Raw genomic sequence first — 12,247 nt, 5'->3', positions numbered from 1 at the left:
TTTCCCCACTCCGGTCGACGACCCAGCCACTCACCGGTGCGTCACCGACCGGACTCCGCCGGGTCGTGGCTGCCGTCCAGCCCGGCGTGTGCGCGGGCCGGCGCGCTGCGGACACCATCGGGCCTTGTACCGTAGGTGTGTGGACCTTGAGGACGTACGTTCCCTGAAGGAAGGCGACCTTGAGAGCCGGGAGGAGAACCTTCACCTCCTCCTGAAGCGCGCCGAGCGCGACGACGCCTCGGCGACCGCTGCGCTTCGCACGGTCGTCCGGGACTACCGCGACTTCCACCGGTCCATCTACTGCCGCGCGCTCAACCGGATCGAGGTCTTCGGCGACGCCGACCTGGAAGCGCCGCTGCTCACCGCGCTCGCCGACACCCGGTACAACTGCCAGGCGTGGGCGGCCACCGGCTGCACCGACCTTGGCATCCGCGCCGCGGTGCCCGCCCTGCTCGACCTCGTCGATCATCCCCAATGGATCGTACGGGAGCGCGTCATCGTCGGCCTGGGTGTGCTCGGCGACGAGACGGTGGTCGGAGTGCTGGCGCCGTTGCTGCAGGATCCGGCCGAGTGGGTGCGACACCGCGCCGCTGACGCGCTCGCCGCGATCGGTGGCGAGGAGGCCCTCGCCGCACTGTGGGCCGAGTTCACCCATCGCCGCTACGCGCGGATCGGCTACATCGCCAGTGCATTGGCGCAGTTCGCGCCCGACGTCATCCCGCGGCTGATCGACGCGGCCACGTCGACCGACTCGGACCAGCGTTACTGGGCCGCGACCGCGCTGGGCTCCACCGGCGACGAACGGGCCGTCCCGAGCTTGACCCGCCTGGCTGCGGAGGACCGCGGCACAACCGTCTTCGACGGCCGGGTGAGCGTGTCGGCTAAGAAGGGCCTGCGGACCCTGCGCCGCATTCAGGCCGCCATCGCCGCACGTGCCGAGCCGACACGTCAAGCCCGGCCCCGAACCTCAAGGTGACGATCCTGCGCCACGGCGGTCCCTGGCGCAGCACTGCACATCCAGAACGAGCCCATGTCGGTACGCATCTTGCGCTGCGTTTGCCCTTGGAGAACCCGAACCGGGGTACATGCGCGTCGTCGACGGGTGCCGCCTGCTGGGCCCGTGACCTGCAGTAACAAGAGGAATCGCAGGTCACGACACGACGCCGCGAACAGCGCAGCGGGGTTCAGCGCCATTCAACGCGCCCCGCTGCGCTCTCTAATCCCCCGCCACCATCACCGCGGACACCGGCAGCCGTGTGCCGACGACGACACCGTCGACGGATCAGCCGCTTCGACGGTTACCCCACTGGCGCGGGCTCTGGACCGAGGGCCGGCCGCCGGGGCGCTGACCCTTTCCATACGGTTGCGGCGAGGACACCTTGCCCTTCGCGCGTCGGGCAGCCCGATTTGCGTAACCGGCAGGCTCGTCGGTCTCGGTCTCGGTCTCGGTCTCGGTCTCGGCGGTGGCTGGCGTGTCGGCATCCTCGGCGTGGGCGTCTTGAGCGGGCTCAGGCTCCGGCATCGGTATCTCCCTGATTCGTCGGGTGCCCTACGGACCATCGCCAGCCGGCGGACGCGGACTGCTCGACGTCCGGTGCGGGCGCCTCTTGACGGTATCGCAGGGCCGAGCCCGTCCGGTCGACGGTCCGTGTGCCCAGCGCGGGGTGGCGACCGCCAGGCCGGCGTCCTTGGCACCGAGCGCCATGGTCCACCACCCGTCCTGCGAGCCGGTCAGGACGCCCTCGGTTACGGAAGGTGAGACGCTGCGATGTCCGCACGTAGCGGACTGGTCTTCTTTGACCGCCGTCGAGCAGGCGGTGCCGGGCACGGGCGTGCCTGCGGCTACCTGGCACCAACCGGGACGGGGGCCTCCTGCCGCTTGCCAGCGCCCCGGAGTTCCTCGTACCAGCCCCAGTCCAGGTTCTGGTCGATGACGGTCTGCAGGAAGCCCGGCACCGTCTCCTTGCGCGCCCAGTCCCGCTGGAGCATGCACGCCACCGAGTTCCAGGTCGTGAGTTTCGCGCCAGCCTGATTCATCGTCTGGAGCGCGGTCCGGTGCGACTCGACCGTCGTGCCGCCGACCGCATCGGTCACGGGCCAGACGTCGTAGCCCTCGTTGAGCGCATCCAGGGTGGGGAACAACAGGCACGCTTCGGTCCACAGCGCGCACATGATCAGCTTGCGGCGGCCGGTGCCCTTCACCGCCTCCACGAATTCCCGGTCTTCCCAGGCGTTGATCTGCGTGCGGTCGTAGGAGCGCACATTGGGGATTTCGTCTTTAAGCTGCTTGATGGTGTCCGGGTTCACGCCGTTGGTGACGTTGACCGTGGAAAGAATGATCGGCACACCGAACACCTTCGCCAGCCTCGTCAGTGCGATCATGTTGTTGATCATCCTGCCCGGTTCCGTCGAATGGACGGTGTACATCTGCAGCGGCTGGTAGTCGATGATCACCAAGGCTGCGTTCTTCGGGGTCAACAGGTGGTCTTTCACGGGATCGCGTATAGGCAGGCTTACCATGACTTCCTCCTGGTTGAGGGGTTCACCGCGGAGGCCGGCTCGTTGTCGCCAGCCAGGGTCTCCGTCACGGAGGCCAGAGGTCCGACGTCGCGGCAGGGATGCGCCGGGCGCCCGACCACGCCACCCCGCGTGACGATCACCGCATCGTGTCGGATGGTGAGCACGGGCACCTCTCCGCCGCTGGCCAACTGACGCTCCCCCGCCCCGTGGGATCTGGCCTAACGTTCCCCGCCGGCCGACCGCTCCCGGCCGGGGCTCGCTCAGCGGTGGCCGGCCCACACCCCGACCGGCTCGTACGCCAACGGCACATCAATGTTGATCAGCTCGGTGTCGGCCGCGGCCTGAACCACGACCTCGTGCGGGCCGTGGACCTTCGCCGCGTCGCCGGTGGCGACCTTCTGCCCGTCAAGGCTGGCGTCACCGCCGATCACGTACAGGTAGCCGCCCCGCCCGTCACCCCACGCATGGGTGAGCTGACGCCCGGCGGTCAGCCGCGCCACCCGTACCCGGGCGTCCTGACGCAGATCCAGGCCCTCCTCACCAGCCGGGCCCATGATCTGCAACCACCGGTCGGTACGCTCGTCGGCGGTGTGCTGGCGCTGCTGGACGCCCGACTCGGCGCTCTCCGCCGCGGGCAGAATCCAGAACTGCAGGAACCGCAGCGGCTCGGTCCGCGACGCGTTGCGCTCCGAGTGCATCGCCCCACGGTGGCTGAACGACATGCCCTGCGTACCCCCCGGTTCGAGGCGGCCGTCGTTGCCGAGGGAATCCGCGTGCTCAAAGTGCCCCTCGACCACGTAGGTCAGCGACTCGATGTCGCGGTGGGGATGCATCGGCCACTCCGCGCCAGCGACGATCCGGTCGTCGTTGAACACGCGTAGCGGACCGACTCCCATCTGCTGCGGGTCGTGATAGCGGTCGAAGGAGAAGTGCCAGCAAGCGTGGAACCACCCGCCGTCGGTCTCGAAGATCTCCGCGTCGCGCCGGATGGTGAGCATGACGACCTCACCGCCTCTGGTCTACTCAACGTTTCTGCCCGCCGGGAGACCGATCTAACGTCCCCGGACGGCGTCGCGCCCGGCCGCCGGCCAGCGGACGACGGGTTCATCAGCGCGGAAAGTGGGGCACCTGCGGACCTATGAAGACTGCCCTGCGCAACGTCCGCGTATTGCCCGCCGAACACTTCGGCCTCACCGACCGCGGCGTCGTCGCGCCGGGCCGGCGGGCCGACCTGGTACTCGTCGACGGCGAACAGCGAGATGGCGAGATGGCCGTATTGGTTGGCGTGGCGGAGATGTGATCGATGCGCGTCCGGGTAGCTCCACCGTTGGCGGTGACTCGATGATCGCAAGCCGCCGCCGACACAGGGCCCAGGCGCTACATGGACCTGTCGGCCATGAGCATTTCGAGTCAGGGAGTAGTCATGGCAGATCAGCGGGGCGACGTCGACATTCAACCCTCGAAAGCGCTGGTGACCGGAGCGACGTCCGGCATCGGCCGCGCGGTCGCCGAACAGCTGGCCGAGGACGATTTCGAGGTCATCGTGCACGGACGCGACGCCGAGCGGGGAGGCCAGGTTGTCGAAGAGATCGAACACGACGGCGGCCGCGCCCGCTTCGTCGCAGCCGACCTCAGCAATCCAGCCGACGTTGAGCGCCTGGCCGAAGAGACCGGCGACATTGACGTCCTGGTCAACAACGCCGGATTCTCCTGGTTCGGCGCGAGCGCGGACCTCGACGTCGAGACATTCGACGCCATGTTCGCCAGCGACGTCCGTGCACCCTACTTCCTCGTCGGCGCGTTCGCGCCGGGGATGGCGGCCAGGGGCACCGGCAACATCATCAACATCGGCAGTATGGCCGGCGAGATCGGACTCGCGGGTGGTGCGGCCTACGGGGCTACGAAGGCCAGCCTCTCGTCGATGACGCGCGCCTGGGCCGCGGAGTTCAGCCCCAGCGGTGTGCGGGTGAACGCCGTCGCCCCCGGCCCGGTCTACACCAGTGGTGCGGCACCTGAGCGCATCGAAGCGCTCGGTACCACTACCCTGCTCAACCGTGCCGCACGACCCGAGGAGATCGCCGAGGTCGTCGCATTCCTCGCATCGCCCCGCGCGAGCTACGTCACCGGCGCGACCGTTGCCGCAGACGGCGGACGCACCGCGATCTAGCGCCAAGCTCCTGGGGGTGGGTGGCAGGCCGAACGCCGCCGGGGCAGGCAGGATCCGAGCCCCGCGGCGGGCCGGAACCCCTCCGGCACGGTGCCGCGCCGCTCGAAGGATCGTGAGACGGGGACCTTTGGCCCTCAACGGCGTGTCCGGTGTGCCGGTAGGATGAAAAGGATCGCGCCGAGGAGGCCGTGCGATGGCGCCTACTGAGACCGACGTGCTGAGGATGGCCGCAGAGGTCGCGTTGCGCGCACCATCGATCTTCAATACCCAGCCGTGGCACTGGCATGTCGGCCGGGGCGTCCTCGAACTGTGGTCCGACCCCGGGCGCCAACTGCCGGTCGTCGACCCCGACCACCGGCTCACCACGCTCAGCTGCGGAATCGCGCTGCACCACGCCACAATCGCGCTCGCCGCCGAAGGCCGCGCCGCCGCTGTCGATCTGCTGCCCGACCCGGCCCGCTCCGACCTACTCGCGCGGATCAGGGTCATCGGCGAGCAGCCACCCCAGCCTGTCGACATCCGTTGCTACCAAGCCGCCCTCATCCGCCACACCGACCGGCGATTGTTCACCGACCAACCCGTCCAACCCGACGCGCTCGAGCGGCTCCGCGACGCCGCTGAAGGCCACGGGATCCACCTGTACCTGCTCGAACTCGAGGACATGAACGCGTTGGCGACCGTGGTCTTCAACGCTCAGCGTCTGGAACTGCACAATCCGGCCTACCGCGCTGAACTCGCCGGCTGGACTCACGCGGCGGAAGAAGCCGGCAGCGAGGGCATCCCGGCTGACACCGTCACGGTACCCACGTGGCGCATGAATCAGGTACGCGATTTCGGCTTTGAGGGCGGCGGTGATCTCGCCTCAGATACCGGGCCCGACCAGCAGACCCGGTACATGGTGCTCGGCGGCGACACCGACGCGCCGGCCACCTGGCTGCGAGCCGGTGAGGCGCTGTCGGCGGTTCTGCTGGCCGCGATCGAGGAAGGTCTGGGGGTGTCGCCGATGAGCGACCTGACTGAGGTGGTGTCGACCCGCGCAGACCTGAGCGCGAAGCTCGGCGGATTGGAAAATCCGTTCCTGGTGTTGCGGGTCGGCGTAGCCGAGCCGGCCACAAGCCCGCAGGCAAGCCCCCGACGCGATCCCGGCGATGCGATCGACTTCGACACGTAACGGCAAGCCCGGCACCGGACAGTGAACCGCCAGAGGCATCTTCCGCGGCGCCCGCCAACCCAAAACCGTCCTGTCGCAGGAGGAGGCGAACACGATGACGATTTCCCTCAACCACGCCATCGTGCCGGCCACCGACAAGCAAGCTTCAGCGGGCTTCCTGCCCGCGATCCTCGGGCTTGAGGCATCGGCTCAGTGGGGCCCGTTCGTCCCGGTACGTGTCGGCGACGTCTCCTTGGACTTCGCTGACGTCAATCTGCTCGGCACCCAGCAGGTCACCCCGCACCACTACGCCTTCCTGGTCAGCGAGACGGACTTCGACCAGATCTTCGCCCGCATCCGCGATGCGGATCTGAGCTTCTACGCCAACCGGCACGAGCCGAAGCGACCAGGTGAGATCAACTACGACCGGGGAGGGCGGACCGTCTATTTCGACGACCCCGACGGGCACATCATGGAAGTTCTCACGCAGTCCCCCATATGACTCTGCCGAGCACGTTCGCCGTCGGCTTCCGGCGAGCGCCGCCCACACCCGCGCAGGGCCGCGAACCTGACAGCGGCCGGCTCCGCTGGGTACAGCCGACGTATGCGGTTGAGCTGGTCGACGTACGAGGTACACGGGGCGTGCGTGCTCGCCCTGGCCGGTGGGTTGTGTGCGGAAGCGGTGCTGATGGTTGATCCCGAGGTGGCCCGCCTGCTGGCCGGCGACCGGTCGGTTCTGGTGATAGATCTTGCCGAGGTCCAGGCATGCGACTCAGCCGGGGTGGAAATGCCCGTCGGCGCTGCCCGCGCTGGACAACGTCACGTATGGGGACGGCGGGAACGGCCAGGAACCACCGACCGCTCCGCTGCAACGCACGCCCGATGATGACGAAGAGCTACGTCACCGGGCGGAGATCACGTCAGAGGCGGTCGGCGGTGCCGGCCAGTGCGCACACCGCCACCAGGCGCAGCAGGTACGCCGAAGCGTTTGCCCAGTCCACGCGGCCCGGGCCCGGCATCCGGTGCCCCGCAGCCATCGCCGCGGCGTGCACCTGCCGGGCGTACTCGGCCAGCGCCCGCGCCTCGGTGACCCCCTCACCGAGCACGTCGCGTACCACCGCCGCGTGCTGATCGATCGTCGCCAGCAGTCCGGGGTCGCGGATCGCGGCCACCAGCCCGTCGACGCCCACCCAGCCCATCAGGGCGTCCAGGCACGCGCGGGCGGCCTCCTCGACCATCATCGTGCTCGTCGTGCTGCCGTACTCGCCGCTCGTCATGGCCCAGACACTATTGAGCAAAAAGGGCAGGTAGCGGCACGGAAACCGATCCGCACCCACCTGCCACCCGAACCCACACCGTTGGACCAAAAACGTGCTGTCAGGCCGGCAATCGCGTCACCAGACGTACTCCGAGCAGATGCCCTGGCAGTTCCGGCCTATCCGCCGCGCAGCGCGTAGCAGCAGCCAGGGCCGAGATCAGTTCAGCAAGGAGCGCCGAGCCGGAACCTACGCATGAAGCCATCGCTGCACGAGTCAGTGCAGCTTCCACGCACGGTCGGAGGGATGATCCTGGTTGGGATGGTCCTGGGCTTCCCGCAACTCCGCTGGAATGGCATCGGATCCGGCGGTCGCACGAATATGTGCCACTATCTCCCGCTGCGTGGCGTCCAATTCAGCCCGCGCCTGCTGCCACCGCGTGTACAACGCTTCCGGAAGCTCCACGCCCCGCCCATCATCGACCGGCCGAAGGTGGAGCACCGGGAACTCCTCGTACCCGCCAACCACATACCGTGTCATGGTGTCCGTCGCTCCATCCACGGCCTAGACAGGTCGCTCACAGCAGCGTACCGGGCGGCATCACACCGTTACACCGTGGCGTGCCGCCCAGGCAGACGTGTGATGGAAGGCGGTGTCCACCCATTAGCGAGGGCGCGGAAGCTCGCCCTAACGACATGGGCATGCGAGGGTACTCGTCCAGCCGCGGTGAGAGCCGCAAGGCGGGCAAGCCTCAATAGCATCGATCCCCGCCTCGTCTGTGAGACAGAGGCGGGGATCGGTGCCGGTCGGTTACGTCGGGCCGACCACCCCGTCGTTCATTGGTGCAACCGCTCGAGTCCGAGTTGCCGGCCGCACGCGAGCTTCAATCAGAGCGGGCGAACGTTCTCGGCCTGCGGGCCCTTCTGGCCCTGCGTGATCTCGAACTCGACCCGCTGGTTCTCCTCAAGCGACCGGTAACCGCCGGACTGGATGGCGGAGAAGTGGACGAATACGTCGTCGCCGCCGCCGTCCTGGCTGATGAAACCGAAACCCTTGTCGGCGTTGAACCACTTCACGGTGCCCTGTGCCATTGCCATTCTCCCTTGTTTAGGCGAGGACCTGCACCATGCAGATCCGGAAGCCGTTGGTCTAGCGGCCCCACATCGCCCAACCCGCTGGCTACGCATCTGCGATCTACCAACTGGCCGGGATAAGGCGAACCACCTATCCAAAAACTTCGTTCACTCTAACAGGGATCCCGGCGGGTCGCAGCAGTAGTGTCACTCCCCCGGGCTCGGACACTGGCGACCACTGGGTCCGCGCCGCCGACCAGGCGGTGCTGGAGAGCAGTGTGGGACGCCGCCCCGCCATTGCCGAGCGGTACGGTCAGCGGCGCAACTCAAGCACGTAGACCTGGCTGATCTGCGCGTCCTCGGGGGCTCCCATCATGGAAACCTGGTAACTCGCGGCAACCTCCAGGCTGTCGTTTGGCAGGTCGGCCCGTCCGGGATCGCCGACCAGGACCCGGGCGCCGCGCGTGGCGGCGCGGTGCAGGAACGGCAACATCCGCTGAGCCATGGACTGGCTGTAGAAGACGTCTCCGGCGAGCACCACCTCAGCGTCATCACCGTCACCGTCGAGCAGATCGCCGCGGCTTACCTCGACAGCCACATCATTGGCCTGCGCGTTCAGCGCTATCGCGGCGAGAGCGTAGGGGTCGATGTCGTTGGCGGTGACGGCTGCCGCACCGGCCACCGCCGCGGCAATGGCCACCAGACCCGACCCGGAGGCCACATCGAACACCCGCAGACCGGCAACGACGTCGGGCCGGTCGTCGTTGGTCAGGGGATGTGCCGTCCGATTCATCACTTACCCAGCATGCCGCACAAACGGGGGAACTCATCGATTTGTTGACGGGCGTCGGGCTTCTCGCGCCCGGGGTGCCCAGCCCACGCCGCCGGCACGCGACGACTGGAACAGCGCCGACAGGTGAGTTCGGCTCCGTGGCGCAGCCGTCGGCTGCGGCATACATGATCGGCGTACTTCATCCCGTCACGGCCGGAACGACCTTGCGCGCGGCCATTGCCGCCCAGGCGTTACCCGCAGAGCGTGTACAGTCAGCAAAGCATTCTCTTGTTTTGTGGTTGCCTTCTGCCCGGCTACGGCCCGGATCGGTCTGCTTTCGGATTCGCCGTGGGTTCGCCGCTGCTTGAGACGGCCCACCCGGGTCTCGCAGCGCGAGGGTCGTGACCGCGAAGGAGACATCCGTGTCCGCTGGCACCGTGAAGTGGTTCAACGCCGACAAGGGTTTTGGCTTTATCAGCGTCGACGGCGACGGTCCCGACGTTTTCGTGCACCACACCGCGATCCAGGCTGACGGCTTCCGCGAACTCCAGGAAGGCCAGCGGGTCGAGTTCGACATCGTTCAGGGCACCAAGGGCCCGCAGGCGGAGGCCGTCCGCCGGATCTGAGTCATGCTCCCGGGCCCACTGTGGTCCGGGCGGCGCCGCACGGCGCCACGGTGCTCGGGCCCCGCATTGCTGCCCTGTGCTGCGGGGCCCGACCTCACCACCCTCAATCCCAGTTCGTTCTTGCCAATATTCCGCTGGCCGTTGTCGTCGGTGCCCCCCACTCGAGCCGACTATGCCGTCCTCGACGGCGGGTGGTGGCCCCGCTGCTGGGACCCGGTCGCCGAAGTTCCCGGCCTCGTCCTAGCCCTCGCCGCCCGCTACGGGCCAATCCGTTCTGTGATGCTCAATGACGCCAGCTGGGACAGCCGCTTCCGCAAACTCGCGGTCGGTACGGCAGTAATCCGGATCGGCTGGTTCTCCAGCCTCGACCCCACCCTGTTCATCGCCACTACCCACCGGGGCGACCAGCTCGACCTGCTCGTGGTACCACCCCAGACGGCCGCCCCGGCAGCCGAGCGGGCGATGACCATGGCAGCCGACCCGACCAACTTCATGCGCGCACCGGACATCCTCACTGCTACCCCGCCCCGTCAGTCGCGGTAGCAGGCAACTGCCCGGACCCGAACGCGATATGGGAAAACGAGGGCGGCAGCACCGTCGGGCCGAGCAGCCGGTCGTCCGACGGCGGTGCGTTCGGCGAGGTCGGAGGAGGAGTACCGCCCGCAGTCAGGAACGCCGCACGCGCGGTGAGCGCGCGGAACAGCTCGGTGAGCTCAGCGCGGTTGGCTGCGGTCACGTCGAGGGACAGGAAAGCGGCGGCTGTCTACGGAGGAGTGGCGATACCCGCCTGGTGCTGGCCGTAGAACGGGAAGCTCCGCGTCCCTTCCCGAGCCGCCTCCAGGTTGTAGTCGTCCTGCCGGTCGGCGGCGAGGGCCACACCGGAGGCGACCGATTTTCCGGCGACCACTCCGGCCGCACCACCGACAATGCCCCGCAGGAAGGACCGCCGTCCGACCGTGCACCCGCCGACGCTGACGTACCGAGCGATGCGCAGCGAGTACCTCGTGTACTACCGGTGGCTCGTGGGCCCCCCCTTGAGTGACACTCGGCTTTCCCGCTCGCCGCCGCAAGGTGTTTTGCACCGTCGCCGCTGCCGCAGGGACGTTCGTATGAACCGTCCCCGGCGAACCAGGTCTCCTACCCGCCATAGCCCGGATACACATTCAGCGGGGAAACCGACCTGGTGTACCACCATTCCCGCCGGGTCTTCTGGTTCGGCAGCTTGCAGGGCCGAAACCGAAGGCTCACCGCAGAGGAGTTTTCTCGGTTGATTCAAGCCGCCGCGGGCTGATCCGATCGTGACCGTTTGGGACAGGGCTGGGCCACACCGCCGTAAGTGCTGGGCTGACGCAAAGGGGTATGCCGGGCTGCGGGGGGTACCCGGTGGCTGTGGGACCTGCGCTCGAACGGGATGCATCATGAAAATGTTGCGTGGCGGTCGGCGTCCGGCTTGGATCGCTGTGCTGATGGCGATGGCCCTGGTCGTCCTCGGGGTGGTTGACGGCCCGGCTGCCGGATCTTCACCCGCCACGCCCGCGGTTACCGCCCCCGCGACGAGCTGCGCCGCGAAACCGACCATGGTCCTAGTGCATGGTGCCTGGGCCGACGCATCCAGTTGGAGCGGGGAGGTCACCCGGCTGCAGCGCGACGGGTACGTGGTCCGCGCTATCGCCAACCCGCTGCGCGGCCTGACCAGCGACGCAGCGGACGTCGCCGCCTTCCTGAAAACCATCTCCGGACCGATCGTGCTCGTCGGTCACTCCTACGGCGGTTCGGTCATCACCAACGCCGCCGCCGGCAACCCCAATGTCAAGGAACTGGTCTACGTCAACGCTGCCGCGCCTGCGGTGGGCGAGACCACCGCGCAACTGAGCGGGAAAACCTCCGCACTCAACGCGGCACCGGAGACGCTCTACGACCGGGTGCCCTACTCCGGCGCCCCCGCTGGCGACATCGAGCTTTACCTGAAGGAGAAGGTCTTTCTCCAGTCTTTCGCCCCAGCTCTGCCGACACGGACCGCGGAAACGCTCTGGGCCAGCCAGCGCCCGGCCACGACAAGCGCGTTCATGACCCGCTCCGCCGCCGCAGCGTGGCAGAAAATCCCGTCCTGGTACGTCATTGGTACCGCCGACAAGATCATTACACCGGAGTCGCAGACGTTCATGGCCAACCGCGCACACGCGCGAATCAAATCGGTACCGGGCGGCTCGCACCTCACGCTCATCTCCCACCCAGGGCCGGTCACTGATCAGATCCTTGCCGCCGCGCACGCAGTGTGCTCAAGCAGTTGAGAACCCGCAGAGGAAGTTTCTAGCTTGACTCAAACCGCTACGCCGACGGCAGCGGCACCCACCAACCCCCAGCGCCGTCGCATCCGCTGCAAGCAGTGGCGGCACGAAGGGTTTCTGCACCGTCCCGTTGGCCGCAACCGGCAACGCCGGGACGACGTACCCGGTGATCCGCGAACCACCGTCGGACAGCGGGGCCAGCCACGGCGCGCTGGCGCCGATCCGTTCCGAGCGATGACTTTGAATGTATAGCTGCCGCCCTTGGCCAGAACGGTCACCCTGGCGGGTGGGTTGAGCTTGATATCAACGTTGGGAAACGCCTTAGCCGGTTAGGCGGTGTGGGCGATCGGCGCACCGAACTGGGTGGTCATCTCCAGGCGCGTGCGCAGGTCGCC

The 12,247-nt window shown here is 67.9% G+C and carries 18 protein-coding genes; 9 read left to right on the top strand and 9 right to left on the bottom strand.

The annotated features are described in order from the left end of the window. The first annotated feature begins 139 nt into the window (after positions 1-139). Positions 140-976, top strand: coding sequence for a HEAT repeat domain-containing protein (locus HC028_RS09070; protein WP_168075234.1), 837 nt, complete (start codon positions 140-142; stop codon positions 974-976). A 306-nt stretch (positions 977-1,282) separates the two neighbouring features. Here the strand turns inward: HC028_RS09070 and HC028_RS09065 are convergent, their stop codons facing one another. From HC028_RS09065 to HC028_RS09055, 3 genes are all read right to left on the bottom strand, one after another. Further along, on the bottom strand, positions 1,283-1,522 hold the full coding sequence (locus HC028_RS09065) for a hypothetical protein (protein ID WP_168075232.1): 240 nt from the start codon (positions 1,520-1,522) through the stop codon (positions 1,283-1,285). 320 nt (positions 1,523-1,842) lie between these two features. Continuing rightward, entirely contained in the window at positions 1,843-2,520 is a 678-nt protein-coding gene (locus tag HC028_RS09060; protein ID WP_168075230.1) for a hydrolase, read from the bottom strand. A gap of 260 nt (positions 2,521-2,780) precedes the next feature. Continuing rightward, positions 2,781-3,518, bottom strand: coding sequence for a pirin family protein (locus HC028_RS09055; RefSeq protein WP_168075228.1), 738 nt, complete (start codon positions 3,516-3,518; stop codon positions 2,781-2,783). A gap of 140 nt (positions 3,519-3,658) precedes the next feature. On the opposite strand from HC028_RS09055, the gene HC028_RS09050 reads away from it, so the two are divergent. From HC028_RS09050 to HC028_RS28685, 5 genes are all read left to right on the top strand, one after another. After that, complete coding sequence (locus HC028_RS09050; RefSeq protein WP_168075200.1) at positions 3,659-3,820, top strand: hypothetical protein; 162 nt, start codon at positions 3,659-3,661, stop codon at positions 3,818-3,820. Positions 3,821-3,901: 81 nt separating this feature from the next. Continuing rightward, on the top strand, positions 3,902-4,687 hold the full coding sequence (locus HC028_RS09045) for an SDR family NAD(P)-dependent oxidoreductase (protein ID WP_239075480.1): 786 nt from the start codon (positions 3,902-3,904) through the stop codon (positions 4,685-4,687). Between the two features lie 193 nt (positions 4,688-4,880). Continuing rightward, positions 4,881-5,858 (top strand): Acg family FMN-binding oxidoreductase, encoded by a 978-nt coding sequence (locus HC028_RS09040; protein WP_168075226.1) that lies wholly within the window; start codon positions 4,881-4,883, stop codon positions 5,856-5,858. A gap of 94 nt (positions 5,859-5,952) precedes the next feature. Then, the gene (locus tag HC028_RS09035) at positions 5,953-6,339 is read left to right on the top strand and encodes a VOC family protein (RefSeq protein WP_168075224.1); all 387 of its coding nucleotides are present in this window, start codon (positions 5,953-5,955) and stop codon (positions 6,337-6,339) included. Positions 6,340-6,441: 102 nt separating this feature from the next. Next, a complete protein-coding gene (locus HC028_RS28685) occupies positions 6,442-6,723 on the top strand; it encodes an STAS domain-containing protein (protein WP_420850179.1) in 282 nt (93 codons plus the stop codon). A 34-nt stretch (positions 6,724-6,757) separates the two neighbouring features. Here the strand turns inward: HC028_RS28685 and HC028_RS09030 are convergent, their stop codons facing one another. The 4 genes from HC028_RS09030 to HC028_RS09015 all read right to left on the bottom strand — a co-directional run bounded on the left by HC028_RS09030 (position 6,758) and on the right by HC028_RS09015 (position 8,959). After that, positions 6,758-7,114: a DUF6401 family natural product biosynthesis protein gene (locus HC028_RS09030; protein ID WP_240939954.1), complete on the bottom strand. Its 357-nt coding sequence runs from the start codon at positions 7,112-7,114 to the stop codon at positions 6,758-6,760. A 255-nt stretch (positions 7,115-7,369) separates the two neighbouring features. Next, the gene (locus tag HC028_RS09025; protein WP_168075222.1) at positions 7,370-7,633 is read right to left on the bottom strand and encodes a hypothetical protein; all 264 of its coding nucleotides are present in this window, start codon (positions 7,631-7,633) and stop codon (positions 7,370-7,372) included. A 347-nt stretch (positions 7,634-7,980) separates the two neighbouring features. After that, entirely contained in the window at positions 7,981-8,184 is a 204-nt protein-coding gene (locus HC028_RS09020) for a cold-shock protein (protein ID WP_168075220.1), read from the bottom strand. Positions 8,185-8,479: 295 nt separating this feature from the next. Further along, positions 8,480-8,959, bottom strand: coding sequence for a class I SAM-dependent methyltransferase (locus HC028_RS09015; RefSeq protein ID WP_168075897.1), 480 nt, complete (start codon positions 8,957-8,959; stop codon positions 8,480-8,482). A gap of 401 nt (positions 8,960-9,360) precedes the next feature. Here HC028_RS09015 and HC028_RS09010 point away from each other — a divergent pair, with 401 nt between their 5' ends. Both HC028_RS09010 and HC028_RS09005 read left to right on the top strand, forming a co-directional pair. Then, positions 9,361-9,564 (top strand): cold-shock protein, encoded by a 204-nt coding sequence (locus HC028_RS09010; protein WP_168075218.1) that lies wholly within the window; start codon positions 9,361-9,363, stop codon positions 9,562-9,564. 150 nt (positions 9,565-9,714) lie between these two features. Then, on the top strand, positions 9,715-10,107 hold the full coding sequence (locus tag HC028_RS09005; protein ID WP_168075216.1) for a DUF5994 family protein: 393 nt from the start codon (positions 9,715-9,717) through the stop codon (positions 10,105-10,107). On the opposite strand, the gene HC028_RS09000 is transcribed toward HC028_RS09005, so the two are convergent. Both HC028_RS09000 and HC028_RS08995 read right to left on the bottom strand, forming a co-directional pair. Then, complete coding sequence (locus HC028_RS09000; RefSeq protein WP_338091274.1) at positions 10,082-10,312, bottom strand: hypothetical protein; 231 nt, start codon at positions 10,310-10,312, stop codon at positions 10,082-10,084. The genes HC028_RS09005 and HC028_RS09000 overlap by 26 nt on opposite strands. Before the next feature lie 15 nt (positions 10,313-10,327). Further along, positions 10,328-10,471, bottom strand: a complete 144-nt coding sequence (locus HC028_RS08995) for a hypothetical protein (protein WP_168075212.1) — start codon at positions 10,469-10,471, stop codon at positions 10,328-10,330. A gap of 565 nt (positions 10,472-11,036) precedes the next feature. Here HC028_RS08995 and HC028_RS08990 point away from each other — a divergent pair. Then, positions 11,037-11,855, top strand: coding sequence for an alpha/beta fold hydrolase (locus tag HC028_RS08990; protein WP_168075210.1), 819 nt, complete (start codon positions 11,037-11,039; stop codon positions 11,853-11,855). Positions 11,856-12,247: the final 392 nt, after the last annotated feature.

Origin of the sequence: Planosporangium flavigriseum (genome assembly GCF_011947225.1) — a bacterium.
Lineage (GTDB): Bacteria > Actinomycetota > Actinomycetes > Mycobacteriales > Micromonosporaceae > Planosporangium > Planosporangium flavigriseum.
The sequence above is the reverse complement of the archived record's forward strand: the minus strand, read 5'-3'. Positions and strand labels throughout refer to the sequence as shown.

Bases quoted from the DNA above. Each gene is read 5' to 3' on its own strand.
- HC028_RS09065 (WP_168075232.1), bottom strand. From the start codon at position 1,522: ATGCCGGAGCCTGAGCCCGCTCAAGACGCCCACGCCGAGGATGCCGAC.
- HC028_RS09060 (WP_168075230.1), bottom strand. From the start codon at position 2,520: ATGGTAAGCCTGCCTATACGCGATCCCGTGAAAGACCACCTGTTGACC.
- HC028_RS09055 (WP_168075228.1), bottom strand. From the start codon at position 3,518: ATGCTCACCATCCGGCGCGACGCGGAGATCTTCGAGACCGACGGCGGG.
- HC028_RS09050 (WP_168075200.1), top strand. From the start codon at position 3,659: ATGAAGACTGCCCTGCGCAACGTCCGCGTATTGCCCGCCGAACACTTC.
- HC028_RS09045 (WP_239075480.1), top strand. From the start codon at position 3,902: ATGGACCTGTCGGCCATGAGCATTTCGAGTCAGGGAGTAGTCATGGCA.
- HC028_RS09040 (WP_168075226.1), top strand. From the start codon at position 4,881: ATGGCGCCTACTGAGACCGACGTGCTGAGGATGGCCGCAGAGGTCGCG.
- HC028_RS09035 (WP_168075224.1), top strand. From the start codon at position 5,953: ATGACGATTTCCCTCAACCACGCCATCGTGCCGGCCACCGACAAGCAA.
- HC028_RS28685 (WP_420850179.1), top strand. From the start codon at position 6,442: ATGCGGTTGAGCTGGTCGACGTACGAGGTACACGGGGCGTGCGTGCTC.
- HC028_RS09030 (WP_240939954.1), bottom strand. From the start codon at position 7,114: ATGACGAGCGGCGAGTACGGCAGCACGACGAGCACGATGATGGTCGAG.
- HC028_RS09025 (WP_168075222.1), bottom strand. From the start codon at position 7,633: ATGACACGGTATGTGGTTGGCGGGTACGAGGAGTTCCCGGTGCTCCAC.
- HC028_RS09020 (WP_168075220.1), bottom strand. From the start codon at position 8,184: ATGGCACAGGGCACCGTGAAGTGGTTCAACGCCGACAAGGGTTTCGGT.
- HC028_RS09015 (WP_168075897.1), bottom strand. From the start codon at position 8,959: ATGAATCGGACGGCACATCCCCTGACCAACGACGACCGGCCCGACGTC.
- HC028_RS08990 (WP_168075210.1), top strand. From the start codon at position 11,037: ATGGCCCTGGTCGTCCTCGGGGTGGTTGACGGCCCGGCTGCCGGATCT.